Below are 26154 nucleotides of genomic sequence, written 5' to 3' on the forward strand. Positions count from 1 at the left end.
CGATAAGGAATTACTGCAGGAGCTGCAGAACGCCCTGGGGAGCCTGGTTTGCCTGAGCAAGCATTGCCTGAGCAGACTGAACGAGGATGTTGTTTTTGGTGTAAGCCATCATTTCCTCAGCCACGTCTACGTCACGGATGGAGGACTCAGCATCCTGGATGTTCTCTCTCATGACAGACAGGTTGTTGATGGTGTGGTCCAGACGGTTCTGGGTAGCACCGAGATCGCCACGGGTAGAAGAAACGCTGTTGATAGCGTTTTTGATTTTAGCGATAGCATCGGAAGCGCCAGCCTGAGTGCCAACGTCGACCAGGTTGATGCCGAGGGAAGCGGTGTGCATGTCGCCAACGCTGACAGAAAGCTTGTTGAAGGTTTCTGCGGTGTCGCCGATCTGAAGGGTGAGGCCTTCGCCGGTGCCATCGGTCATGGTAGCCTGAGCCATGGTCAGAGAGCCGCCAGCAGCAGCGGACATCGGGCCATCAGCATTCATGGTGAAACCTGCATATGCTTTGCCGATTGCAGCAGCGTTGGTGGTAGCACCGCCAGCGTAGCTAGCAGCAGCCGCACGGACAGCAGCGGTGATCTGGTCAGCAGAGTAGGTCTCAGCGGTTTTGGTGCCGAGGGTGATGGTCATTGCGCCGGTGCCATCGTCAAAAGCAACGTTAATGCCCTTGTCAACAGCAGCACCGTCAGCGAAGGTGACTTTTGCTTCGTTAGCGCCAAAGATGGTAGCGTCTTTTACACCCAGCTCAAAAGAAACTTTGGTGCTGCCAATCATGCCGGAACCTTTTGCGCCGCCAGCCAGAGAGCCGTCGAGCAGTTTGATGCCGTTGAAGTTGGAAGAATCAGCGATGCGGTCGATTTCGGTGTTCAGTGCGGAAACTTCTTTCTGCAGGTTTGCACGGTCGACTTCGTTATCGTAGGTGCCGTTGGCAGACTGGTCAGCGAGCTCAGCCATACGGTTCAGCATGCTGTGAACTTCGGTCAGTGCGCCTTCAGCGGTCTGCACCAAAGAGATGCCGTCTTTTGCGTTCTTCTCAGCGGTTTTCAGGCCGGTGATCTGAGCACGCATTTTCTCGGAAATTGCAAGGCCGGCAGCGTCGTCGCCTGCACGGTTGATGCGGTAGCCGGAAGACAGTTTCTCAAGGTTTTTGGAAACGGCTTTGGTGTTGTTGGTGTAGTTGCGATAAGAGTTCATCGCCATGATGTTGTGTTGGATTCTCATAATAGTTACCTCCATGTATTTTGTGTTGAAAAGAGAGCATCCTTTCTCTCTTTCGACCGACGCTCTTTTCGCCGGGGCCCCAACTGAAAAAAGCGTCAGTACCTATCCCCAAAAGGTTTTCTGGGGTGTTCATTTCTCATATCGACATATTTCTGCCGGAAATAAGTGGTGATAACAAAAAAAGATAAAAAATTATAATAATTAATCTTCAGTTTTCCTTGAAGAATCTTGTTGAAAACAAAAAACCAATAAAAAAAGAAAGAAATAAGAGAAAACATATTAAAAAGGTAAATATATTTTAAAAAACACAGCTGAAAATATATGTAAAATGAAGTTGGCATGAATCGACACACTTCGCGCATTTTTTACTGTAAACCCTTGCGGTCTGCTATAGAAACACTTATAATATAAGAAAACAATGGGAAAATGGTTAAAAAGACCATATATGGTTAAATTTGTATCATAAATAGCTGATGAATACTTGATTTATAGCATTTTTATTTAACTTAGAAACAACGGCTCTACATTGCTCACTAGCTTACCCTATATAATAAGGAATTCTAAATTCCAGGGTAAGGGGGCAGAAAGCCGGTTTATCAGCACATTTGGTAACAAAATTATCAAAAATGTTTAATTTTTTAAAAACCTGTTACCAAGCGTGTGACCGAGTGCAATTTACGGTTTTGCGGAGCCGGGAAAAGATGACATCAAAAAGAGAAACGGATGATGCGGCATTTAGCCGCTGTTTCTGGTTGCTGAAAGAATTTTAGCTGGCCAACGCCAGAAGGGAGAAAAGTGTATGAGCTTTTTGACTACCAATTCACTGTATATGATGGAACGGTCCATGGACTATTTATGGACCAAGCAAGCAGCGATTCTCGATAACATTTCAAATGCAGAAACCCCGAACTACAAAGCAAAGTATGTAAGCTTTGAAGAAAACCTGCGACAAAAGCTGGAGTCGGCAGCAGGGGGGGCAAAGCCAAAAGCAGAAATGCGCAATGTGCTGCAAAAAACGCAGGTTCAGGTAAATGAGGCGCAGGAGGCAACCCGGCTGGATGGCAACGGTGTCAACTTGACCGAGCAGAACCTGGAACTTTCACGCAATGGCTATCAGCTGCAATATGTAATGACTGCAATCAATAACGATTTCAGCGTGCTGCGCAGTGCGATTAAAGGTCAATAAGGGAGGAAACAATCATGGCATTTTTAAGCTCAATGAATATTGTGGGCTCCGGCCTTACGGCACAGCAGCTTCGTCTTGATGTAGTATCTGAGAATATCACCAATATGGGTACCACCCGTACTGAAGCTGGCGGCGCATACCGTCGCAAGATGGTAGTGCTCGAAGCCAAAGCAGGGCGCGATGATTTTCGAAAAGCGATGGCAAACGCAGAGAATACGGCTGTATCCAACCGTGGTTACAGCACACTTGGCGGCGTTCGTGTTACCGAAATCGCAGAAGATCCTTCTGATATGAAGTTGGTTTATGACCCTACCCATCCCGATGCAAACGAGCAGGGATATGTGGAAATGCCAAATGTGACCTTAGTGAAAGAAATTTCGGATGCAATGGCGGCCACACAGGCTTTCTCGGCCAATGTAACCGCGCTGAATGTTTTAAAAGCGGTGGCATCGAAAGGGCTGGAGATTGGCAAATAAGCCGGTGTGAACCGAAAGTTGAAGGAGAGAAAGAAAGATGACTACCCCCATCGAAAATATACAGCTTCTTCGGGAAGCGATTTCTACCACAGGCAAAAGCACCGCGGTCAGCGAAGAAAACCGTGGAATGTTTGCCGATATTTTTGAAACCGCCATTAATAATGTGCGCGAAACAGATGCGGAGAAAAACCGTGCAGAGTATCTGCTGGCTACCGGCCAGCTGGACAACCCGGCAGAGCTTACAATTGCAGGTACAAAAGCGCAGCTTTCGGTCGACCTCTTGGTGCAACTGCGCAATAAGGCGTTAGATGCCTATACAGAGCTGACTCGTATCAGCCTGTAAATTTTGGCGCAGACAGCGCTGGAGGGATAGTTCTTGAAAGAAAAGCTCACAGGATTTACAGAATCAATCAAAGCCTTTTTTGCGAAAATGAGCAAGAAAACTCGCATTGGGCTGGCAATTACACTCGGACTAATCGTCGTATCGGCCGTTGTGATTGCGCTGGTTTTAGAAAATAAACCATATAGCGTACTCTTTACCGGATTGACCGCGGACGAGTCTTCCTCCATTATGAAATATTTGGAGGAGAACGGCGCGGTCGATTACCGTTTAGAAAATAATGACACGATTCTCGTGCCGAAAGACCAGGAAGCACAGCTCAAAGCAAAGCTGCTGATGAACGGATATCCCAAGTCCGGTTTTGCTTACTCTACATATTTAGATAATGTCAGCTCACTTGCCACAGACGCAGACCGTCAAACGGCCTTTCTGTTTGATTTACAGGACCGTATGAGTGCGGTTATCCGCTGTTTGGACGGTGTTAAGAATGCGTGGGTAACCATCGCACAGGGCGAGGATCAGCGGTATGTGCTTGACCGAAACACCGTAGTGGATGCTACGGCTTCGGTGCTGGTGGAAATGCAGGGTACACAGACCCTGACCAAGCAGCAGGCAACCGCAATTCGCAACCTGGTCGCCCGCGGCGTGAAAGGTCTTGCAATTGAAAATATCACGATTTCGGACACGCTGGGCAACACCTATTCTGGCGATGACGCTTCCGGCGCTTCCAGCGATGCTTCGCAGCTGAAATTGCAGCTGGAGGAGCAGGTGAACAACAAAGTTCGCACCAATGTAATGCAGGTGTTAGCTCCCTTCTTTGGTGAAGATAATGTCCGCGTAAGTGTAAACAGTACAGTGGACGTAAACCGCACAGTGGGCAGTTCGACGACCTATACCGAGCCGGAGTGGGCAGCAGATGGCAGCACCGGCGGTAAAGGCATCATCGGCTCCCGCGTTTATGAAAACATCATCACCCGCGGAGAAGACAGTGCCGCAGGCGGTGTTGCGGGCACTGAAAACAACTCAGACCTCAACACCTATGTGGAAGACCAGGCCAATCCCGACGGGAAAGAAACCTCAATCAGCACCTCCGGGCAGGTTGATTATAATGTAAACACAAAACAGGAACAAATAGAGCGCACCGCTGGTGTGGTATCTGACTTGTCCATCTCGGTGAGCATTAACAGTGCGGCGACCGGGCCGGTTGATGTTGCGAACTTGACCGCACACGTTGCCCGTGCAGCAGGAATTCAGCCCGGCGGCGAATCAGAAAAAATATCTATTTTAACGCTGCCGTTCTATGAGGCAAACACGCCCGGCCTTTTGCCGAGCAACCCGATTTTGCCGGAAAACGCAATTTACATTGCGGCAGTGGCAGGCGGTGCAATCTTCCTGCTGTTATTGTTGCTGCTGGTTTTGCGGCGCCGTAAAAAACGCAAGAAAACAGCCACGCCGCAGCCGGTCGCATATCCCGAAGTTGCACCGGTGGCCGAGGGCGCCGATATTACCAATATGCGCTCTGAAAAGAGTATGGAACTGCGTAGGGATGTGCGCGACTTTGCGAATAACAACCCGGAAATCGCTGCTCAGATGGTAAAAGGATGGCTGAAAGGGGAAGAGGAAAATGGCTAAAGCGACAGCAAAAGCGGTAGAACCCGCTGAGATGTCCGCGCCGGATCCGCAGTCCGTTCGCCGCAAAGAGCAAGGCAGCCAGCGAAGCAATAAGCCTAAGCTGACCGGGCCGCAAAAAGCGGCGGCAGTCATTGTTTCTCTCGGTGCGGATAAAGCGTCAAAGCTTTATCAGTATATGGATCCCGAAGATGTAGAGCAGCTGACGCTGGAAGTCGCAAAACTTGGGTTCGTTGACCATGAGTCGACAGAAGAAATTCTGACCGAATACCACCAGATGTGTGTGACCAATAAAGCGGTTACGGAAGGCGGCTTGGAATATGCCAAGGCTGTTCTGGAAAAAGCATATGGTACGCAAGCCGCAAACAACCTGCTGCAAAAAGTCGCAAAATCGCTGAAACAACGCGAATTTGCATTTATGCGCAAGGCCAACGCCAAGGATATGTTTTCTGCACTTCAGCACGAGCGTGCACAAACCATTGCGCTTGTCCTCTCTTATGTAGACCCCGACAAAGCAGCCGGTGTGCTGGAGGAGCTGGAAGAAGAAAAGCGGATTAAGGTTGTTGAAAACATTGCCAAGATGGAGAGCGCCTCACCCGCCGCGGTCAAAATCATTGAGGCGGAGATGAACAAGAAATTCTCGAGCCTCATCATCAGCGAAAACGTGCGTGTTGGCGGCATCGACTTTGTTGCTTCGGTCATGAACAATCTCGACCGCTCGAGCGAAAAGAGTGTGTTCGATGGCTTGTCGCTGTACAACTCCGAACTGGCCGACGAAATCCGCAAGCGTATGTTCGTGTTCGAAGATATCGTCACCATGGACGACCGCTCGGTACAGCGCTTTATTCGAGATTGCGACCCGCGCGACCTTGTGCTTGCGCTTAAAGCTGCCAACGACGAGGTGGCAAACAAGCTGTTTGCCAACATGTCCGCCCGTATGGCAGAGAGCATTCAGGACGACCTCGAGATTACCACCAACGTGCGCATCAAAGATGTTGGCGATGCACAGCAGCGCATTGTTAACATTATCCGCGACCTCGAGGAGAAAAATGAGATTATCATCCTAAAGGGAGGAAAGGACGATATCATTGCCTAATATTCTGAAAAATTTCATGGCTCCGCGCGCAGAAACCTATGCTTTCCCCGATGCTTCTGACCTCACCCAACCGGATGTGATGCCAGAAATTGAAGAGCCGGAACTGCCGGAGTCTGAAGAACTGGAAGAGGAATTACTTCCAGACCTCCCTACCCCCAAAACCCCGGTGGATTTTGCAAAGCTGGAAGCGGATGCGATTTTGCAGCGCGCGCAGGAACAGTCCGACGAACTACTGCAGCGCGTGCGAGAACAAGCAGCAAAAGATGTGGAAGAACAATATGCTGCCGCCCACCAGGAAGGGTATGATGCCGGTTATGCCGAAGGGCTTGCAAAAGCATTAACCGAGGCCAAAGCACAACGTGAGGCCCAGGCACTCGACCAAGCAAAAAAGATACAACAATTTTTGGATGCAGCTGCAAAAGAACAGGATGCATTGATAGACAAAAACGTGGACGAATTGCGAGACCTCGCAATCGCGATTGCGGAGAAAGTAGTTCGTGTAAGTTTGAAAAGCAGCAGCGACATCATCGGACGAATGATTCTTGCCGCTACCGAAAAGCGCAAACGACGCGAGTGGGTACATATTTACATTGCAGGGTGCGACGCCAAAGGTGTGGCGGAAACGCCACCGGCTCTTTCGGCGGCCCTTTCCAGCTTGTCAGACCATGTGCGCATCGTGCCGATGGCCGATGAAGAGTCCGGCACCTGCCTGATTGAAACGCCGGACGAAATCATCGATGCCAGCGTATCAACTCAGTTTTCCAATATTAAGCGCGTGCTTTCTGATTCCACACGCCCCGCGCCCGAAACGGAAAACTTATTTCATGGATTATTTTAACCTGCCGAAAGGAGCCCCGAGATGTTTCGAGAGTTGATTCGTCAAGTCCAGAATGCTGACACCTTCAGCATGACCGGTAAAATCGAAAATATCGTGGGCATGTCCATCGAGGCTTCTGGTGGTCGGGCAGCTATCGGCGATATCTGCCGCATCTACAACGGAGATTCTGGACATCAGGTGCAGGCAGAGGTAGTGGGCTTTAAAAATGACAGGGTGCTGCTTATGCCCTATTCGGACATGGCAGGTATTTCAGCCGGTAACTTTGTGCGCAACACCGGGCAGCAGCTTACATTGCCAATGGGCGATTTCTTGCGTGGGCGCATCATCAATGCGGTAGGGCAGCCGATCGATGGTCTCGGCCCGTTTGAAAACGGTACCCCTTATTGCATCAGTAACACTTATATTAATCCGCTTTCTCGTCCGCCGATTCGCGAGCAGATGGAATTTGGCGTCAAAGCCATCGACGGTATGCTCACCATCGGTAAGGGACAGCGTATCGGTATCTTCGCAGGTTCCGGTGTTGGTAAAAGTACCTTGATGGGCATGATTGCAAAAAACGTCAAAGCGGACATCAACGTAATTGCACTGGTGGGCGAACGTGGCCGTGAGGTGCTGGAGTTCGTTCAAAAAGACCTTGGAGAAGAGGGTATGCGCCGCTCGATTCTGGTGGTGGCAACGTCGGACCAGCCTGCCATGCTGCGAATGAAATGCCCGCTTGTGGCAACCGGTATTGCAGAATATTTCCGAGACCAAGGCTGCGACGTGCTGCTGATGATGGACTCGCTGACCCGCTTTGCGATGGCCCAGCGTGAAATTGGCCTTGCGGTAGGAGAACCGCCGGTGGCGCGCGGCTACACTCCCTCCATCTACGCCGAGCTGCCAAAGCTGCTGGAACGAAGCGGTAATTTTAAAAAAGGCTCTATCACCGGTGTTTACACCGTGCTGGTAGAAGGCGACGACACCAACGAGCCGATTGCTGATACGGTGCGAGGTATTCTAGACGGACATATTGTGCTCTCCCGTAAACTGGCAGCGGCCAACCATTATCCGGCCATTGATGTCAGCGCGAGCATCTCGCGTTTGATGACCGAGATTGTTTCACCGGAACACCGCCAACACGCTTCGCGCGTGCGCGATATTCTAAGCACTTACGAAAAGAATGCCGACCTGGTTTCGATTGGCGCGTACAAGCCCGGCACCAACCCGAAGCTTGACTATGCGCTGAGCAAAATTGATGCGGTAAACGGTTTTCTGACCCAAGGCATTGACGAGGCGTTTGGCTATGAGCAGAACATTGCCGAGCTGGAACGCATTTTGCAGTAGAGAAGGACAGATAAAGTGAGGAGTCTCAGAGGATGAAAAAGTTTCAGTTTTCTCTTGACACTGTGCTGGATTACAAACAGCAGGTACTGGATTCTCGACAGGGTGAATATGGCATTGCGACTGCTGCCGTGCATGTGCAGGAGCGGGTGCTGGAGCAAGCCAACCAACGTTATGCCGAGTATGGTGCCGAATATAGCAGACGGCAGGCAGAAGGTATGACTATTGCCGATGCACTGGCAGGACAAAATGCGCTGCGTGCGATGGAAAATGAAATTGCACGCGCACAAATCCGGCTCGATGACCTGCGCAAAGAAGCAGAAGCCAAGCGCGCACAGATGGTGGAAGCAAAAAAAGAAACCGCCACCATAGAAAAGCTGCGCGAAAAGAAGCTGGACATTTATAAAAAAGAGCAGCAAAAACGCGAAGAAGCGTTTATAGATGAGCTGGTCAGCACCAACCGTGTCATGGCCGCCTCCAATATGTAATTTCGCGTTTTTGCGCAGTTTGAAAGGAGGTGAAAATGAAATGAACAGTACCAATATGCTTCTAGAAAATCTGCAATGGGCCATTGCACAGACCACAGACCGAATGGCGGCGAGTACCGCAGCAAAGCCCGGAGCCTCGTCTGAAAACGCTGGCTTTAAAAAAATGCTCAGCGAAAAAACGCAAAACGAAGCTGGCAAAAATCCGGCGTCCACCAAGCAGGGTGACCTGACGCAAGGCACCGAGGCTGCAGAAGAGGATCTGATGCCTCAGGCACAAGCACTTGCAGCCGCGCTCATGATGCAGCCTGCGATTGTCATGCTAGATGAAAATCCCGCGTCCGCGGCCGAGGCATTGCAGATGACCGCCCCGCTAAATGGCATGGCAGAAACGACCCCGATGCCGCAGCTTGCGCAAAACGACACCGCAGCAAAACCGGCACCGCAGCCCGAGCTTGCCAATACGGCGATACCTGCCGAGATGCAGCTTCAAGAATCCCAAGTCGCTGAAAAGCCGATTCTTTCGCAGCCTGTGACGGCGCAGCCCGAGGTGATTGCCGCAACCGAAGAAAATGCAGCATTGCAGCCCGCCCGCGTCATTGAGCCACAAACGAAAAAAGAAGAAATGCCGCTGGACGGTGATTTACAGCCGGTATTTGGCGAAATTGAACATCTGCCCGTGAAAGTTGCAGAGCCGCAAGCCGTGGTAGAAGCAGAAACCCCTGATGTGGAAGTGCAGCTGGCAAAGCAGATCGACAAAGCCTGCAAAAACGGTGCAACCAAGCTTGAGATTGCACTTTCGCCCGAAACCTTTGGCACTGTCACGGTGGAAATGATTCGTACCGAAGACGGCGCGCTGAGACTAATGATGACCGCCAGCACAGACCGCGGGCAGACGTTATTGGAAAAACACGCTTCCGGCCTGCAGGGAATGCTTGCAGAAAGCAACCGTGCTCCGGTACAGGTAGAAGTGCAGCGTCAGTCGGAAAGCCAATGGACCCAGCACTCGTACGATCGCGAAGGCGGCGGGGGACAGCAGCAACAACAGCGCCGGCAGCAGCATAATGAGAATCAGGACTTCCTGGACCGGCTCCGGCTTGGACTCACAGAACGTGAAAGTTTCACGCTATAATGCAGAAAGGAGTACCAACATGGCAAACACATTGACAGGCCTGGACATCAGCTCTGTACTGAGTGGCGCAAACAGCACTACGATTAACAGCAGCAATAAGTCCGCGGGCTCTAATTCGTTGGACATGGATGATTTTCTCAACCTGATTGTCCAGCAATTCCAAAACCAGGATATTGAAAATGCCGCATCTACCAGTGATATGCTAAACCAATTGGTGCAGATGACGACAATTCAAGCAATCTCAAACATCACTGATGCAACTACGATGATGTACACCGCAAGCCTCGTAGGCAAAGAAGTTACCATCGGCCAGTACGACAAAAACGGCAAGCTGGAAGAAATTGTTGGCACCGTAACAGCTACCGGCACCTATGGCGGCCAGCCCGTTATTTTTGTAGATGGTAAAAGCTACAGCCTCAGTTCGATTATGGCAGTGGGCCGCTTGCCAGACCCGGATCCCAAACCGGACCCAGATCCAGATCCCAAACCCGATCCGGAGCCTGACCCGAAACCGGAACCCGACCCAACCACCCCGGTAACCACATAAAGGGGGCGAGCTGAGTGATCGAACGGATTTCACCTTATTCGCAGCTACAGACTACAGCCCCGGCACAGAAAAAACAAACCGGCGGATTTGGCTCGGTACTTCAGCAAAAGCTGCAGGAAAATGAAAATGGCAGCCAGGTTGCATTTTCAAAGCATGCAATTGCCCGCGCCGAAGAACGCGGTATTGAAGTTACCCCGGAGCTTGTGGATCAATTATCCGGCTCGGTGGAACGTGCGCAGGCCAAAGGGGTTACCAATGTACTGGCCTTTGATGCCACCCGTGCTTTTATCATTAACGTTCCGCACAACCGCGTAATCACCACCCTTACTCAAGACGAGATGAAAGAAAACATTTTCACAAATATCGATGGCGCCGTGCTCCTGTAAATGACAGAAGGCAGGACCGTATGGATGTCTTGGAGAAGGTTAGATGAACGCTTCTCCGGCGGCGCACATATAAAGGAGATTACAATATGACAGGTGCAATGTACGCAGCAGTTGCCGGCATGAAGTCTCACATGAACAAACTGAATGTCATCGGCAACAACGTGGCAAACGTAAATACCTACGGTTATAAAACCGGCCGTGCAACCTTTACCGAATCGCTGTACACCAGCGTTCGCACCGGTTCTAACGGCACTACCGCTATCGGCGGTACCAACCCGGCACAGATTGGCTATGGCTGCCAGATCAGCACAATCGACCTGGATATGAGCACGAAAAACTATGTGCCCACCGGTGGCCCGCTTCACTGCATGATCAATGGCGACGGCTTTTTGATGGTCGGCGACAAAAACTCGGCCATCAATGGCGCAGATGCAGTAAAAGATTTGAACCTCTCCCGCGTGGGCGATCTCAGCTTTGACGCAAACGGCTACCTCGTAGACGGACGCGGCAACGTGGTTTACGGCTTTGTTACCGCAACCGGCGTAAACGGCAGCGGCTCCGCAGACTACGCCAATGGCGGCAATGCAAACCAGACTGCCGGCGTGAGCACCGAGCTCGTACCCATCCGCTTGCCGATGGCTTCCGTCGCAGGTGCAACCGGCGCAAACGCTCCGGCATATGAAGGCTCTGCGGTTTACCCGTATGTTGATGCAGCCGGCAAAACACATGATGCGACCACCAACGTCCCCGCCGCAGATGCAAAACGTATTCAACTTGAGAGCGTCAGCATCGATGCAACCGGCAAAATCACGGGCATTAACAAAGCAACCGATGAAACCGTTGTAGTTGGCTATGTTGCCATTGCCAGTGTGGACAACCCGAACGGCGTAACCCACACCGAAGGCCCCTACTACCGCGCACTCGGCGGTGCAGGCGACGTGCGCGTTGCAACCGTTGGCAATACCGTAAAAGGTTATTTGAACAACAAGGCTCCTGGCGCAGCAAACCCGGCTGATTTGATTTCTGGCACCGGCGGCACCAAATTGGTACCCAACGGCCTGGAATCTTCCGGCACTGACATCGCAAACGAATTTTCTGAAATGATCACCACCCAGCGTGGCTATCAGGCAAATACCCGTATTATTACGGTTACTGACTCGATGCTGGAAGAAATGGTGAATATCAAGCGCTAATCTCTAACGCTGTAGGCCCGGCGGAGAACAGTCTCCGCCGGAAGCCTGCAACAGAAAGGCGGGCTTTATGATTGTTTTGACAAAGATGAACGGGGAGCGGTTTCTTGTAAATCATCTTCAAATTGAATGCATCGAGACGATTCCGGAATCTAAAATTGTTATGATGAACCACGATTTTTACATCGTGCGCGAAAACACAGTTCAAATCATCGATAAAATTGCGCAATACAATGCCAAAGTGCAGGATATCCATCGTCAACTGACGATTATGGATCGCCGATAAGAGGATACCTTTGAAAAAGCCGGGTGCCGAAGACACCCGGGAGGAGGCAAAAGTTATTCATGAACATTACATACTTAATTGGCAGCGTGCTTGCTACGGGGTTCATCATGCTGGGCATGATGTTTACTTCGGTAAACGGTGCGATGACAGTTGTGCCCAGCCAGTTGATCAACTTCTTCGATCCGTCGAGCATTATGATCACTGTGGGTTGTACGCTGGCTGTTGTAATCGCGAGCTTTCCGGCAAAGATGCTCAAATCAATGCCGAAGCACTTCAAAATCATGCTCAACACCAAAAAGTTCAACCCCATGTATTACATTGAGGAGTTGACCGAGCTTGCTACCGTAGCCAGAAAAAATGGTTTGCTTGCGCTGGAAGAAAAGGCGAACCAGCAGCAGGACCCGTTTTTTAAACAGGCAATTATGCTGATTGTGGATGCAAACGACCCGGACAAAGTTCGCGGCATTCTGAATAATGACATCGAATGTATGTCTTGCCGCCACGATGATGTGGCAGGCATGTACGAGAAAGCCTCTTCGGTGGCACCGGCTTTTGGTATGGTGGGTACCCTGGTTGGTTTGATTAATATGCTCAAGAACATGAACATGGATGCAGGCGGCTCATCCAGCATCGGCACCGATATGGGTACAGCGCTGATTACCACCTTATATGGCTGTATTCTTGCACACATGGTTTTTAACCCGATTGCATCGAACCTGCGCTCTCGCGATGAAGAAGAGGTTCTCTGCAAAATGATTATTGTAGAGGGCATCACTTCGATTCAAGCCGGTGAAAATCCGAAATTCTTGAAAGAAAAACTGCTGACCTTTATGGCTCAGAAGCAACGTGATGCAAGCATGACGACCGGCAAAGGCAAAAAATCCAAAGACTAATGATGCAGAGCAGCAAAATAAAAGTGGGACGGGAGTGAGAAGATGAAACGGAAAAAAGGCGGCGAGGGCGGCGCAAGTTGGATGGACACCTACGGTGACATGGTAACGCTGCTGTTGTGCTTTTTTGTATTGCTTTACTCCATGTCTACGCTGGACCAGCAAAAATGGCAGCAGGTAGTACAAAGTTTCAACCCTGATGCAATTGAAGAAATGATGCAGGCAAGCGGCAATAACGGGCCTAACGCCAACACCGATAAGCCCGGGGGCAGCCCGGCAGCACAGGCAACCACACAAGAACAGGTGGATGCAATGCTGGAGCAGCTTTATGAGCAGCTTACAAGTTACACTCAGGCACAGGGGACGGAAGAAAATATCTCGGTCACCAAAGGTGATGGGTACGTATTCCTATCTTTTAACGAGGCAGTTTTTTTTGACGGCGACAGTTACATCTTGCGGCAGGACGGACAAGAGGTTTTGAACGAGGTAAGCGCGATGCTCGACAAAGCGGCCGGCGGTATTGATGAAATCAAGGTGCTGGGACATACCGCACAGAGCAACCCGCAGATGCCGAACAATCCCTCATTGGACCGTTTCCTTGCATCAAACCGAGCAACCGTGGTACTGGTTTACCTGCAGGAACACAGCAGCCTGGACCCGGCCCGCCTAATCAGCGTGGGGTATGGCCAGTGGCGGCCGGTTGCCAGCAACGATTCTCCCGAAGGCCTTGCGAAAAACCGACGGGTAGAACTGATTGTAACCGGGCTGGATGTGGAAAACGCCATGGGCGACAGCATTGCACATTATTACACAAAACGTGACGGCGGCCCCGCAAAAGAGGACGCCAGCGCCCTCGAAGATGCGCCGACAAGCACAGCTTCGGAAGCCGATTCGTCGGCAAAACCATCTTGATAAGAGAGGATAAGCAATGGCAGAAGTATTATCACAAAGTCAAATTGATGCCTTGCTCAATGCCGCTCTGAGTGGCGAGATGAGCTTAGACGAAAAGGCAGAAGAAAACGCACAGACCAAATATCGCAAATATGACTTTTACAGCCCGCGAAAATTCACAAAAGACCGCATAAAAATGCTAAACAGCATTTTTGAAAACTACACCAGAATGATTAACAACCGAATCAACAGCATGCTGCACACCAACTGTGAGATTTCGGTAGAATCGGTGGAAGAACAGCGTTATTACGAGTTTTCGAATGCACTTACCGAGGGCGATGTTCTTACTTTGTCGTATTTGGAACTGAAAGACAAACTAGAGGATTCTCCCGTGCTGGTACATCTTACGACGCCGTTAATGCTAAGCATGATGGACCGGATGATGGGCGGCGAGGGGGAAGTGGACAACGAAGTTTCGGCAGAATATTCGTTTACTGACCTTGAATTGGAACTTTACCAGAGCATCGTACAAGACCTCATCTCTGTGATGGGCACCAGCTGGGAGAGTTACATCAACCTTCAATTTTTGTACAAGCGTATTGAAGTAAACCCCACACTGGTACAACTGATTGGCCTGGATGAAACAGTCGTCATCGTGGCAATCAAAATTAAGTTTGCAAACTGCGAAGGGCAATTGAGTGTTTGTTTGCCGGCAATGATGCTGACTAACATTTTTGCCGAAATCAACCGCGAGAACCCCGGCAGAAAGCTTTCCAATGAGGATTATTCGACTCAGATATTTGATAGTCTGCGTGATTCTGATTTGGAAGTCGTGGCAGTGATGGGCAGTACACAGCTTCAACTGCGCGACATTTACCACCTGCAACAAGGCGATGTTATTAATTTAAGCCATCCGCAAAACAGCCCCATTTATTTAAAGGTGGGCAATCAGGTATGGTTTAATGGAAGAATGGGCACTTACAAAAAAAACATGGCGGTCAAAGTAGGAGAAACCTTCTATAAGGCCGAACAAAGGAGCGAACATAAGGATGAAAACTAATATTTTCAGCCCGATGGAGATTGATGCCATCGGCGAAATTATGAATATCAGTCTCGGCTCCTCGGCGACTGCGGTTTCGAATATGCTGGATCGCCGTGTCGACATTACGACACCCTGCGTGTCTGTAGAGACGATTAAGGATTTTACTCTCGGTAATATCCAACCCGCGATGGGGGTCGAAATCAAGTACACATCCGGGCTGGAAGGCAGTAATATTATGCTGCTGAAAAAGAACGACATTAAAATTATCGTAGATATTTTAATGGGCAGCGAGACGCCAGAGGAAGAATTTGAGCTAAACGAACTGACCATTAGTGCCGTTTGCGAAGTTATGAACCAGATGATGGGCGCTGCTTCTACCGCACTTTCTGATTTTCTTGGTCGGCTGGTTAATATTTCAACCCCTGAATCGCTGGACTTACAGGATTTTGATGCCTTCAAGCGTTCGCGTTTTCAGCGCAGCAGCTGGAGATGCCTACCCTTGAGGCAACGGAAAAACTGAGCCAGGAACAGGCCAAGAACCTCGACCTGATTATGTCAGTGCCGCTGGAAGTTACAGTGGAAATTGGCCGTACCCGCCGCAAGGTGCAGGATATTCTCTCTTTTGCGAAAGGTTCGCTGGTGGTTTTGGATAAGCTTGCAGGCGACCAGGTTGACCTCTTCGTCAACGGAAAATGTATTGCACGCGGCGACGTCGTGGTCATTGATGATAATTTCGGTATCCGCGTAACCGAAATTCTGCAGAATCCTTCGTTGGAAGAACTGACGAACGCCTAAGTAATTGAATTGACATAAAACTAAAATAATTAAGAAAAAAGGATGGATTAACATGGCTAAGATTTTATTGGTAGATGACGCTGCATTCATGCGTAAAGTCATCAAAGACACCTTGAGCAAAAGTGGCTACACCGACCTTTATGAAGCAGTAGACGGCGCAGACGCTGTGCAGAAATTTGAAGAGTTGCAGCCGGACCTCGTCATTATGGACATCACCATGCCGAACATGGATGGTCTTGAGGCGCTGAAAGCCATTCGCGGCAAACACAGCGATGCCAACGTGGTTATGTGCTCTGCAATGGGTCAGGAATCTATGGTTATTGAAGCAGTTCGCTCCGGCGCAAAAGACTTTATTGTAAAGCCCTTTAAAGCAGACCGCGTGCTGAAAACTGTTTCTACCATCCTGGGCAACCCCTAAGCTGCCATGCGGGAATTTTTAATGCTGCTGGGCACAGTGGCCGCCGTAGTAGCAGTGCTGTTTCTCTCTTACTGGTTCACAAAATATGTGGTAGGCGGGGGCGCTTTGCAAAAAGCGCTGCCCTCTGGCGCAGGCAAGCGGATGCAGGTGTTAGACCAATTTGTGCTGGGCAAAGACCAAAAGCTGCTCGTGGTACGGGTGGCACAGCGCTACTTTTTGCTGGGGATAAGTGCAGCACAGATGACCAACCTGGCGGAGCTGACTGCGGAAGAAGCAGCCGCCTGGCAGCCGGACCCGGCACAGGAAGGCGCGCCAACACCGCCCAGCTTTTATGAATCACTGCGCACCGTGCTGAACCAGAGAAAAAAGTAAGGAGGAACCGCCAAAGATGACCGAAGGCTTGCTGAATATCAACGGCGACAGTGTGCAGACGCTGGAAATTCTATTTCTAACGACTGTTATGGCAATGTTGCCCTCTTTGCTGGTGATGATGACCTCCTTTGCACGGTACATCATTGTATTTTCGTTTTTGCGCTCTGCAATGGGCACCCAGCAAACACCGCCCAATATCGTGTTAATTGGTATGGCGCTGTTTTTAACTTTTTTTACGATGTCTCCTGTTTTATCCGACATCCAAACCAATGCGTATCAGCCTTATGTAGCAGAGCAGATTACGCAACAAGAGTTTGTGGAACGTGCGCAGGTGCCGCTGAAAGATTTTATGCTGCGTCAGACGGAGAATTCTTCTTTAAAAATGTACTGCGACCTTGCCGGTAAAGAAGTACCCGCCGACGGCGAAGCGGCAAAAGACCTGCCGCTGACCATCGTAGTGCCTTCTTTTATGACCAGCGAGCTGAAACGCGCTTTTGAGATTGGATTCTATCTCTATATTCCGTTTATGCTAATCGATATTGTGGTTTCATCTACGCTGATGTCGATGGGCATGATTATGCTGCCGCCCTCGATGATTTCAATGCCGTTTAAATTGCTTTTGTTCATCACAATTAACGGTTGGCAGCTGTTGTTCTCTACTTTAGTACAAGGATTCCGATGACGGGCCGGGTACAAGTTAGCGTGGCAAATGGCCGCAACATAATGCTTTGGCGCAGGCGGCGCAGAGGAGGTTGACAGAATGGAAACAGGACAGGTAATGAGCGTGCTGCGCGAAGGCGTTGGCGTTGCCTTAAAACTGGGCGGCCCAATGCTGATTTTAAGCATGGCGGTCGGTGTACTGGTTGCTATTTTCCAGGCGGTCACCCAGATTCATGAGCAGACAATTTCTTTTGTGCTCAAGCTGCTGGTCGTGGTTTTGGTTTGCACCATAGGCGGTGGCTGGATGCTGACCACGCTGCAGGAATACACGCGAGAGCTATTCACCTTGATGCGCGGCTAACGGACGGAGGCAGTTATGTTCGAATGGACACAGCTGACGCTGTTTCTGTATATTGTGATGCGCATGTCGGGGTTTGTGCTGTTTAATCCGCTGTTTGGGCGAAAAGAAATCCCCGCAATTTTCCGCACCGGATTGATTTTGGTACTTTCCGTAGCTGTGAACAGCTTTACCACCCAGCGTGTCGAAACACCAACTAACCTTGTAGTGTTTATACTTCGGTTGCTGCTGGAGCTGGCGCTTGGTTACCTGCTTGGGCTCATCGTTGCATTTTTCTTTTCGATTCCCGCACTTGCGGGCGAGGTAATTGATACGCAAATGGGCATGACGATGGCAAAAACCTACGATGCAGGTTCCCAGGCTTCGATGTCAGTAAGTTCTACCTTGCTGAATATTCTGATGGTGCTTCTGTTTTTTGCGGCAAACGGACATTACACGTTGCTACGCATTCTGCTGACCTCGGGCGATATTGTGCCCTATGGAGAAGTGATGTTGACCAGCTCAATTGCTTCGGCCGTTGCGGAACTGTTTATAGAAAGCGTATTACTTTCGGTAAAGCTTTGTTTGCCGGTGCTGGCCGCAGAATTGATGGGCCAGGTGGGCATGGGTATTCTGATGAAAGCCATCCCGCAAATTAACGTATTTGCTATTAATATCGAGCTGAAAGTCCTGGTGGGGCTGGTGATGATGTTCTTTTTGATCTCTCCGTTCAGCACCTTTTTGCTGGATGCCGAAAAAATGATGCTGGGCGAGCTGCAAACCATTTTAACGATGGTAAGCTGAGCCGGCGAAAATTGAGAGGCCAAAAGGGGGAATCAGCGCATGGCCGGAGATTCTAAAACCGAAAAAGCCACACCTAAAAAGCGACAGGATGAACGAAAAAAAGGTAATGTCTTTCTCAGCAAAGACGCCATCGCTGTCGCAACCCTGTTTGGCAGTTTTGCCGTACTAAAGCTCACTGCTTCCGGTATGGTAGCGCAGATGAAGCAGTTCTTTGAATATTGCATCAGCTGTGCCGACCTACCGGTCGGATCGACACAGGGCGTTTTAAGCGAGCTGGCAATGCAGGCACTGATGGTACTGGTAAAGACCGCCGGCCCTCTGCTTGCGATTACGGTAATTTTGACCGTAGCCGCAACCTTTGCGCAGACAAAATTTCTCGTGTCTGGTGATTCCCTGAAACCGAAGTTTAACCGCATTAACCCATTGCAGGGAATTAAGCGGCTGTTTTCGCTGAAAAGCATTATCGAAGCGCTGAAAGGCACGATAAAAATATCGATTTTACTTTTCTTGATTTATCGTTATCTTACGGGGATTTACGCCTCGTTTCAAAAATATCTTTTTACCGATTTAGGGCAGGCCTGCCAACATCTTTTCCAAGAGACTTTCATGATGGTAATGCAGATTGCACTTGCGTTTACCGTTCTCGCGGGGTTCGATTTTCTATACCAGTGGTGGGATTATGAGCGCCAGCTGAAGATGTCCAAGCAGGAGATCAAAGAAGAGTATAAGCAGATGGAAGGCAATCCCCAAATCAAAGGCAAAATTAAAGAAATGCAGCGCAAGATGTCGCAATCCCGCATGATGCAGCAAGTGCCAAAAGCGGATGTTATCATCCGAAACCCGACGCACTTTGCAGTAGCGCTGCGTTATAACCCGGAAACTGACAATGCGCCGTTGGTGCTGGCAAAAGGCCAGGACGAACTGGCTCTCCGCATCGTAAAAGTAGCGGAAGAAAACAGCATACTGGTAATGGAAAACGTACCCCTGGCCCGTGGGCTTTATGCCCACGCGGAGCTGAACCAGGAGATTCCCGCCGAATATTATGGGGCGGTGGCCGAGGTGCTGGTTTACCTTTACCGCGCAGATGCGGCGCATAAAAAATATAAAGTTTAAACGCAGATGTTTATTCGGAAAGTGGTGAATAGATGAAACGGATCTTCAACAATATCATAGCTCTGTTTGTTGTCATTATCGTGTTGTTCCTGATCCTGCCGCTGCCGACTTTTCTGCTGGATGTGCTGCTAATTATCAACATTGCACTTTCTGTAATGATTTTGTTGATTACCATGAACATCTCAGAGCCTTTGGAATTTTCGATTTTTCCCTCATTGCTGCTGGTAACTACACTGTTCCGGCTGGGCATGAACGTTTCCTCTACCCGGCTCATCCTTTCCAACGGCGGCTTTGCGGGCAATGTCATCAAGGCATTTGGACAGCTGATTACACAGGGCAACATCGTTATCGGTGTTATCATCTTTCTCATTATCGTGCTGGTGCAGTTCATCGTTATCACCAAAGGTGCAGAGCGTGTGGCAGAGGTTGCTGCCCGTTTTACACTGGATGCAATGCCCGGCAAGCAGATGGCCATCGATGCCGATCTCAGCTCCGGCCTGATTAACGAGCTGGAAGCTCGCCAACGCCGGTATAAGATTCAAAAAGAAGCAGACTTCTACGGCGCCATGGACGGTGCTACCAAAATTGTCAAAGGCGACGCGATTATGTCGCTGATTATCACCGCCATCAACTTTGTGGCAGGCCTTATCATCGGCATGGTGCAGGGCGGAGGCGACTTCCAGAGCGTTTTGCAGCTTTACTCCATCGCCACCATCGGTGACGGCTTGGTTTCCCAGCTGCCCGCGCTGATGATTTCTACCGCAACTGGCATGGTGGTTACCCGTTCGGTCTCCGATGGCAGCCTCAACAGCGACGTAATTTCGCAGTTTAAAGCACAGCCCCGAGCGATTATGGCTACCGGCGTGGTACTTATTGTGCTTGGCATTATGCCAAACACCCCCCATATCCCGCTGTTCTTAGTTGCAACGGTATTGCTGATTACCGGCTACTTGATTAACCAGCAGATGCAGCGTGAAAAGCTGTTGGCACAAAGTGCTGCCGCCGAAGCAGCCCAGCCCAGCGAAGAGGCTGCACCCTCTGAAAGCGACTACTATAAAGACGTTAACAATGTTTACTCGCTTCTTACGGTAGAACCCATAGAGATGGAGTTTGGCTATAGTCTGATTCCGCTGGTAGACGAAGCAAGCGGCGGCAAACTGATTAACCGCATTGTTATTTTTCGGCGGCAGTACGCACAGGACATGGGCTTCGTTATCCCGTCGGTGCGGCTGCACGATTCTTCTTCTCTGGGTACTAACCAGTACATTATAAGAGTGAAGGGCGAAGAGGTGGCACGCGGTGAGCTGCTGGTAGACTATTACCTGGCGCTGGAACCGACAAGTCCGGCCGGCGAAATTGACGGTATCGAAACGATTGAGCCCTCTTACGGCATTCCCTCGCGCTGGATTTTGCCGGAGAACAAAGAACTCGCAGAGATTTACGGCTATACCGTTATCGACCCGCTCTCGGTTATGCTGACTCACCTGTCGGAAACGATTAAAAAGCATACGCATGAGCTGCTGACCCGCAGCGAAACGATACAGCTTGTGGAAAACCTGAAAAAAGTGGCTCCCGAACTGGTGCAGGAAGCATTCCCTGATATTATCTCCTATGCAAGCTTTGAAAAGATTCTGCGCAACCTGCTGCGCGAAGGTGTGCCCATTAAGGACCTTGCCACTATTGTGGAAACTGCAGTGGACGCAATGGCGGCTACCCGAGATTTGGATATGGTGACCGAGAATGTCCGCTGTGCACTCAGCCGCACCATTACCCGTAAATTCTGCGAGCATGGTCAGCTGCGCGTGGTTACGCTGGATGCTGAGGTGGAGAAGAAAGTCATTGCTTCGCTTACCAAAAACGAGCAGGGCGTTTACCTTGCAATGGGCCCCGAGCTGATGCAGCTGATTCTTGGCCAGCTTTCGGAAAATCTGAAAAAGTTCAACGACCTTTCGCAGATTCCTATTCTTTTGACGAGTCAGATTGTCCGTGTCTATCTGAGCCGTTTGATTTCTCAATTTTACCCCAACTTCTATGTGCTTTCTTTTAACGAGATTACCAGCAACGTACAGATACAGTCTATTGGCAACATCACCCTGCAAAATGCCCCGATGCAAAGGGAGGTGGGCGCATGACGATGACAAGCTGTGCAGAAGTGCTACCCGAACCCCAAGTTGCTCCCGCACAGGAAGAAAGCTACACCGCCGCACAGATTGATGCAATGACGACCGAAGAGCTGTTGGCAGCGTATAAGCGCACCGGATTGCAAGAACTGAAATGGCCACTGGTGCTGCGGTATGAAGGCTTGGTAAAAAGCATTGCGTTGCAAATACGCGGCGTTTACAGCAGCTTTGCACAGGTAGATGACATCATCAGCGAAGGCGTACTTACATTATTATCTTCGGTGGATAAATTTGACCCGGAAAAGGGTGTGAAGTTTGAAACCTATGTCGCAAAACGAATCCGCGGTATGATTATCGACTTGGCCCGCCGGCAGGACTGGCTGCCGCGCAGTGTGCGCAAGCGTGCCAAAGAAGTAGACCAGACAGTGGGCGAATTATACACGCGGCTGGGCAGGTTCCCGACCGACCAGGAAATCGCTGATGAGCTGGGTACCACGGTGGCGAAGTACCAAAAAGATATGGCCAATATGGCGCTGAGCAATGTACTTTCTCTGGAGGCACTGTTTGAAGAAAAAGAACAGGGCAGCGCCACCGAGCGCATCTCCAGCACCGACCCGAGCTCGATGCCGGAACATGCCTTGCAGGAAGCAGAGCTTCAAAAAGTGCTTGCAGACGGCATTGCCAGCCTGCGCGAGAATGAGCAGATGGTGCTGGCACTTTATTATCAGAAAAATTTGAACATGAAAAAAATCGCACAGGTGATGGAGGTCAGCGAGCCCCGTATTTCGCAGCTGCACACCCGGGCGGTACAAAAACTTCGTGTTTATCTGGAACAATACATGAAAAATGAAGGCTGAGCCAAGCTGCTCAGCGAAAGGAGCCCTCGGATATGTTTAAAGGATTTTATAACCTGACCTCCGGCATGCTGACCCAGGGACGCAACCTTGATGTGGTGGCAAACAATATGACGAATATTTCCACCTCCGGCTACAAAGCAGACCGCTATGTGGCGAGCACTTTCAAGGATGTGCTGATCAGCCGTGTGGGCAATAAGGACAAAACCGGCGCACAGGAGATTGGCAGCTCGAGTTACATTCTGGCTTCAAGCGAAGTGGCGACCGACTACACCCAGGGCACGCTGGAAACGACTGGCATGCCGCTGGATTTTGCAATCGAAGGCGCTGGCTTTTTTGGCGTACAGACTGCAAATGGTGTTGCCTACACCCGCGGGGGCAATTTTTCTTTAGACAATCAAGGGTACTTATATCTGCCCGGTCAGGGAAGAGTACTGGGCCAGAACGGCCAGCCAATTTTGATGCAAACCGATAAAATTACGTCAGATAACTTCGGGCGCATTTATGGTGAAACCGGCAATCTGATAGGGCAGCTCGGCGTGTTCACCTTTGCAGATACCGCGGTGCTGACCCGCAACGATCAGGGATTGTTTGTCGGCGGCGGAGCCACTGTAAACGCAAATGCCAAGGTCCACTGGAGAGCGCAGGAGCGGTCTAATGTGGAACTGGTGCAGCAGATGACCCAGATGATGAGCAGCCAGCGCGCGCTGCAAAGTGCCGCACAGGTCAGCAAGATGTACGACCAGCTTATCAGCAAAGTGACCAACGACATTGGTCGCCTGTAATGAAAGGAGCACCCAAAGATGAATATGGCTTTTTATTCCGCTTCCGTCGGTGCCCTGCAGCAGCAGGAACGGCTGAATGTGGTAGGCAATAACATTGCCAACGTAAACACCTATGGCTTTAAGGCAGAACGCCCCTCGTTTTCGTCGCTGATGTACGGTTATGTTAACGGCATCGACAATGCAGAGCTGCCCCGCGGCAGCGGCGCAAAGATGAGCATGGCTTCTACCGATTTTTCCAGCATCGGCATTGCGCCGACCAATCGCGCACAGGATTACGCGATTATCGGCAACGGATTTTTTGGCCTTGTTAACCCGGCAACGGGCGAACGCTCTTATACACGTGATGGCTCGTTTACGCTTTCCGAGTATCAGCGCCCCAATGCTGCCGGTGTGATGGAAAAAGTATTCTGCCTTTCTGACGGCGAGGGCAATTTTGTGCTTGACCAGGCTGGCAAATACATCGAAGTGAAAGAAGGCGCGCTCTCCCAGCCGGTGGGTGTGTACGATTTTATAAATACAGATGGCATGGAGCATATCGGCAGCAACCGTTTTGTCCCGGTGGCGAAAAACGGCGCGGTGCGCGCCGGTACCGGCACTGTTCAGCAGGGGGTGCTGGAAACCTCTAACACCGACCTTGCAACCGAGATGACCAAAATTATTGAGTCGCAGCGGTCTTACAGCTATGCGCTTAAAATGGTACAAACAGCAGATGAAGTGGAAACCACCATCAATAATCTGCGTGGATAAAGCGTTTCGCGTAGCAGCGAAAGGGCAAAAAGCATGCTGCTAAAGCAAGCGACTGGAAAGAAAACAGAAGGGCGGGAGAACAAATGAAGATTAAAACTTTTGAACAGCTCGATTCCCTGGACCTCGATATTTTGCGCGAGATTGGCAGCATTGGTACAGGAAACGCCGCAACAGCACTTTCCCAAATGCTGGGCAAAGAGGTAAGAATCACCTTGCCAGAAGTGCGAATTATGGAATATAATGAAGCCATAGAATGGATTGGCGGTGCTGAAACCATTACCGCGGGCGTTTTGGTGCGACTGGGTGGCCAAATGAGCGGCATTATGCTTTCGGTGCAGCAGTTAGAGTTCGTCAACCTGGTACTGGGCAGCATGCTGGACAAACAGATTGGCGATTATACTGAGCTAAGCGAGATTGAAGCTTCGGCGCTTGTTGAAGTGGGCAACATTATGATTTCGTCGTTCATCACAGCACTTTCCGGGCTTTCTGGTGTAGCGGTAGAGCTGACGGTACCGGCCTTTACGGTAGATATGCAGGGCGCCATTCTGGCAGTGCCTATGGCAGAATACGGCGGACAGTCGGACTACATTATGACCATCGGCGGCAATTTCATCTGCGATGGCAAACAGGTTTCTTGCAGGCTTTTGCTTTCTCCCGACCTTCGCTCGCTTAACTTTCTGCTGAGTAAGTTAGGAGCAGAGAATGGATGAGAAGCTGACGGTTGGAATCGCCGACATGAAAATGGTTAAAGGCGAGGGAACCCTCATCACCTATGCGCTGGGGTCCTGCATCGGCATCTGCCTGTACGACCCCGCCGTGCGGCTTGCGGCAATGGTGCACATTATGCTGCCGTTGAATATGGAAGCAGGCCGAAAAACACCGATGAAATACGCCGATACGGGCATCCGCGAGACGCTGCGCCAAATGGAAGCGCAAGGGGCGCTGCGCGGGCGCATTACCGCAAAAATTGCAGGTGGTGCGAAGATGTTTGAAGTGGGCGGAAACGGGTTGCTGGGCGCCATTGGCCAGCGCAATATTGAAAGTGTACATATGGTACTTAAAAAAGAGGGCATTCGGCTGCTGCGTGAAGAAGTGGGCGGCACCGTGGCCCGCACCCTGCTTTTCGATGCAGCAAATGGGCAGGGGCGTATTCGCTCTTACGGAAAACCAGAAGTGATTTTGTAATATTTTCTTTGCCACACCGACGCCTTATAGGTGGCCGGGTTGCGCATAGTAAAAAATGAGGAGTGTCTGCCATGATGGAAGAGCAAAAGAACGGGATTCTGCTGGAATCCGGGACCAACGAGATTGAAATAATGGAATTTACCATTGACGGCAACTTGTATGGAATCAACGTTGCCAAGGTGCGCGAAATTATGATGTCGGCACCGGTTAAGGCAATGCCGCACACCCATTCTGCTGTGGAAGGCATTTTCAAACCGCGCGGTACGGTTCTTACGGTAGTGGACCTACCCAAGTACCTCAACGGCGGCGAAACCCAAAAGTCGGATAAAGACGTTTTCATTATCACGAATTTTAATAAAATGTATATCGCATTCCGGGTACATACTGTGGTTGGCATCAGCCGCATTTCCTGGAAAGATATCCAAAAACCGGATAAAGTGTCTTCTGGCGGCACTGAAGGGGTTGCCACCGGCATTGCCCAATGCGGCAAAGATCTGGTGACAGTGCTGGATTTTGAAAAAATCGTGGCAGAAATTGCACCGGAAACTTCGATTCAGATCAGCGAAGTTTCTCATTTAGGCCCGCGTGAAACCAGCTCGCAGCCTATTTTTATTGCAGAAGACTCGGTACTGCTGACCAGCATGATTGAAAAATCATTGCGCACAGCAGGCTATGATAACCTGACCATGTTTACCAATGGCCAGGAGCTTTGGAACCGCCTTTGCGCAGTGAAACAGGCTGGCGACATTGAAAACAAGGTCGCGCTGATTATTACCGATATTGAGATGCCCCAGATGGACGGCCACCGTTTGACCAAATTGGTTAAAGACGATGCAGAGCTCAAAAAAATTCCGCTGATTATCTTCTCTTCGCTCATTTCAGACGAAATGCGGCGCAAGGGCAGACAACTTGGTGCGGATGAACAGCTCAGCAAGCCGGAAATTGGGCATCTGGTAGATGTAATGGACTCTTTGCTGAAAAAGAAAAAATAAGCAAAAAAGAAAG

32 protein-coding genes are annotated in these 26154 nt (G+C 50.2%); 31 read left to right on the forward strand and 1 reads right to left on the reverse strand.

Annotated elements, in window-relative coordinates; translation table 11 throughout:
- Positions 1–10: 10 nt before the first annotated feature.
- The gene (locus tag C1A11_RS12055; RefSeq protein WP_102051085.1) at positions 11–1225 is read right to left on the reverse strand and encodes a flagellin N-terminal helical domain-containing protein; all 1215 of its coding nucleotides are present in this window, start codon (positions 1223–1225) and stop codon (positions 11–13) included.
- Between the two features lie 799 nt (positions 1226–2024).
- On the opposite strand from C1A11_RS12055, the gene flgB reads away from it, so the two are divergent.
- The 31 genes from flgB (at position 2025) to C1A11_RS12210 (ending at position 26141) form a co-directional block, all read left to right on the forward strand.
- Positions 2025–2411, forward strand: a complete 387-nt coding sequence (gene flgB, locus C1A11_RS12065) for a flagellar basal body rod protein FlgB (protein ID WP_102050700.1) — start codon at positions 2025–2027, stop codon at positions 2409–2411.
- 14 nt (positions 2412–2425) lie between these two features.
- The gene (flgC, locus tag C1A11_RS12070) at positions 2426–2887 is read left to right on the forward strand and encodes a flagellar basal body rod protein FlgC (protein ID WP_102050701.1); all 462 of its coding nucleotides are present in this window, start codon (positions 2426–2428) and stop codon (positions 2885–2887) included.
- A 37-nt stretch (positions 2888–2924) separates the two neighbouring features.
- Positions 2925–3230, forward strand: coding sequence for a flagellar hook-basal body complex protein FliE (gene fliE / locus C1A11_RS12075; protein WP_102050702.1), 306 nt, complete (start codon positions 2925–2927; stop codon positions 3228–3230).
- A gap of 33 nt (positions 3231–3263) precedes the next feature.
- Positions 3264–4859, forward strand: a complete 1596-nt coding sequence (gene fliF, locus C1A11_RS12080) for a flagellar basal-body MS-ring/collar protein FliF (RefSeq protein ID WP_102050703.1) — start codon at positions 3264–3266, stop codon at positions 4857–4859.
- Positions 4852–5952, forward strand: a complete 1101-nt coding sequence (gene fliG, locus C1A11_RS12085) for a flagellar motor switch protein FliG (protein WP_242965928.1) — start codon at positions 4852–4854, stop codon at positions 5950–5952. Before fliF ends, fliG begins: the two co-directional genes overlap by 8 nt.
- Positions 5945–6790, forward strand: a complete 846-nt coding sequence (locus C1A11_RS12090) for a FliH/SctL family protein (protein ID WP_102050704.1) — start codon at positions 5945–5947, stop codon at positions 6788–6790. Before fliG ends, C1A11_RS12090 begins: the two co-directional genes overlap by 8 nt.
- 21 nt (positions 6791–6811) lie before the next feature.
- Complete coding sequence (gene fliI / locus C1A11_RS12095) at positions 6812–8113, forward strand: flagellar protein export ATPase FliI (protein ID WP_102050705.1); 1302 nt, start codon at positions 6812–6814, stop codon at positions 8111–8113.
- A gap of 32 nt (positions 8114–8145) precedes the next feature.
- The gene (gene fliJ, locus C1A11_RS12100) at positions 8146–8598 is read left to right on the forward strand and encodes a flagellar export protein FliJ (protein ID WP_102050706.1); all 453 of its coding nucleotides are present in this window, start codon (positions 8146–8148) and stop codon (positions 8596–8598) included.
- Between the two features lie 40 nt (positions 8599–8638).
- Positions 8639–9727: a flagellar hook-length control protein FliK gene (locus C1A11_RS12105; protein WP_180950347.1), complete on the forward strand. Its 1089-nt coding sequence runs from the start codon at positions 8639–8641 to the stop codon at positions 9725–9727.
- A gap of 19 nt (positions 9728–9746) precedes the next feature.
- Positions 9747–10274, forward strand: a complete 528-nt coding sequence (locus C1A11_RS12110) for a flagellar hook capping FlgD N-terminal domain-containing protein (RefSeq protein WP_180950348.1) — start codon at positions 9747–9749, stop codon at positions 10272–10274.
- 14 nt (positions 10275–10288) lie between these two features.
- On the forward strand, positions 10289–10660 hold the full coding sequence (locus tag C1A11_RS12115; protein WP_102050709.1) for a TIGR02530 family flagellar biosynthesis protein: 372 nt from the start codon (positions 10289–10291) through the stop codon (positions 10658–10660).
- A gap of 86 nt (positions 10661–10746) precedes the next feature.
- Positions 10747–11853, forward strand: a complete 1107-nt coding sequence (locus C1A11_RS12120; protein WP_242965930.1) for a flagellar hook-basal body complex protein — start codon at positions 10747–10749, stop codon at positions 11851–11853.
- A 67-nt stretch (positions 11854–11920) separates the two neighbouring features.
- Positions 11921–12136 (forward strand): flagellar FlbD family protein, encoded by a 216-nt coding sequence (locus C1A11_RS12125; protein WP_102050710.1) that lies wholly within the window; start codon positions 11921–11923, stop codon positions 12134–12136.
- A gap of 59 nt (positions 12137–12195) precedes the next feature.
- Positions 12196–13029: a motility protein A gene (locus C1A11_RS12130; RefSeq protein WP_102050711.1), complete on the forward strand. Its 834-nt coding sequence runs from the start codon at positions 12196–12198 to the stop codon at positions 13027–13029.
- 42 nt (positions 13030–13071) lie between these two features.
- A complete protein-coding gene (locus C1A11_RS12135) occupies positions 13072–13938 on the forward strand; it encodes a flagellar motor protein MotB (protein ID WP_102050712.1) in 867 nt (288 codons plus the stop codon).
- A 16-nt stretch (positions 13939–13954) separates the two neighbouring features.
- Complete coding sequence (locus C1A11_RS12140) at positions 13955–14977, forward strand: flagellar motor switch protein FliM (RefSeq protein WP_102050713.1); 1023 nt, start codon at positions 13955–13957, stop codon at positions 14975–14977.
- Entirely contained in the window at positions 14967–15479 is a 513-nt protein-coding gene (locus tag C1A11_RS12145) for a chemotaxis protein CheC (RefSeq protein ID WP_423242026.1), read from the forward strand. Before C1A11_RS12140 ends, C1A11_RS12145 begins: the two co-directional genes overlap by 11 nt.
- Positions 15449–15754, forward strand: a complete 306-nt coding sequence (gene fliN / locus C1A11_RS14080; RefSeq protein ID WP_423242027.1) for a flagellar motor switch protein FliN — start codon at positions 15449–15451, stop codon at positions 15752–15754. The genes C1A11_RS12145 and fliN overlap by 31 nt, the downstream gene beginning before the upstream one ends.
- Positions 15755–15806: 52 nt before the next feature.
- Positions 15807–16172, forward strand: a complete 366-nt coding sequence (locus C1A11_RS12150; protein WP_102050714.1) for a response regulator — start codon at positions 15807–15809, stop codon at positions 16170–16172.
- Positions 16173–16193: 21 nt separating this feature from the next.
- Positions 16194–16544 (forward strand): FliO/MopB family protein, encoded by a 351-nt coding sequence (locus C1A11_RS12155; protein ID WP_180950349.1) that lies wholly within the window; start codon positions 16194–16196, stop codon positions 16542–16544.
- 16 nt (positions 16545–16560) lie between these two features.
- Positions 16561–17226, forward strand: coding sequence for a flagellar type III secretion system pore protein FliP (gene fliP, locus C1A11_RS12160; protein WP_102050716.1), 666 nt, complete (start codon positions 16561–16563; stop codon positions 17224–17226).
- Between the two features lie 78 nt (positions 17227–17304).
- Positions 17305–17565 (forward strand): flagellar biosynthesis protein FliQ, encoded by a 261-nt coding sequence (gene fliQ, locus C1A11_RS12165; protein WP_102050717.1) that lies wholly within the window; start codon positions 17305–17307, stop codon positions 17563–17565.
- A gap of 15 nt (positions 17566–17580) precedes the next feature.
- On the forward strand, positions 17581–18345 hold the full coding sequence (locus tag C1A11_RS12170; RefSeq protein ID WP_102050718.1) for a flagellar biosynthetic protein FliR: 765 nt from the start codon (positions 17581–17583) through the stop codon (positions 18343–18345).
- A 39-nt stretch (positions 18346–18384) separates the two neighbouring features.
- Positions 18385–19458, forward strand: coding sequence for a flagellar biosynthesis protein FlhB (gene flhB, locus C1A11_RS12175; protein ID WP_102050719.1), 1074 nt, complete (start codon positions 18385–18387; stop codon positions 19456–19458).
- Between the two features lie 32 nt (positions 19459–19490).
- Positions 19491–21590, forward strand: coding sequence for a flagellar biosynthesis protein FlhA (flhA, locus tag C1A11_RS12180; protein ID WP_102050720.1), 2100 nt, complete (start codon positions 19491–19493; stop codon positions 21588–21590).
- On the forward strand, positions 21587–22435 hold the full coding sequence (locus C1A11_RS12185; RefSeq protein WP_242965932.1) for a sigma-70 family RNA polymerase sigma factor: 849 nt from the start codon (positions 21587–21589) through the stop codon (positions 22433–22435). Before flhA ends, C1A11_RS12185 begins: the two co-directional genes overlap by 4 nt.
- Before the next feature lie 32 nt (positions 22436–22467).
- Positions 22468–23217, forward strand: coding sequence for a flagellar hook-basal body protein (locus tag C1A11_RS12190; RefSeq protein WP_102050721.1), 750 nt, complete (start codon positions 22468–22470; stop codon positions 23215–23217).
- Between the two features lie 18 nt (positions 23218–23235).
- The gene (locus C1A11_RS12195) at positions 23236–23964 is read left to right on the forward strand and encodes a flagellar hook-basal body protein (protein WP_102050722.1); all 729 of its coding nucleotides are present in this window, start codon (positions 23236–23238) and stop codon (positions 23962–23964) included.
- Between the two features lie 83 nt (positions 23965–24047).
- Positions 24048–24674: a chemotaxis protein CheC gene (locus tag C1A11_RS12200; RefSeq protein WP_180950350.1), complete on the forward strand. Its 627-nt coding sequence runs from the start codon at positions 24048–24050 to the stop codon at positions 24672–24674.
- On the forward strand, positions 24667–25149 hold the full coding sequence (locus tag C1A11_RS12205; protein ID WP_102050723.1) for a chemotaxis protein CheD: 483 nt from the start codon (positions 24667–24669) through the stop codon (positions 25147–25149). The genes C1A11_RS12200 and C1A11_RS12205 overlap by 8 nt, the downstream gene beginning before the upstream one ends.
- 74 nt (positions 25150–25223) lie before the next feature.
- Positions 25224–26141, forward strand: a complete 918-nt coding sequence (locus tag C1A11_RS12210) for a chemotaxis protein (RefSeq protein ID WP_102051090.1) — start codon at positions 25224–25226, stop codon at positions 26139–26141.
- Positions 26142–26154 lie beyond the last annotated feature (13 nt).

Source organism: Pygmaiobacter massiliensis, assembly GCF_900199435.1.
Taxonomy (GTDB): domain Bacteria; phylum Bacillota; class Clostridia; order Oscillospirales; family Ruminococcaceae; genus Pygmaiobacter; species Pygmaiobacter massiliensis.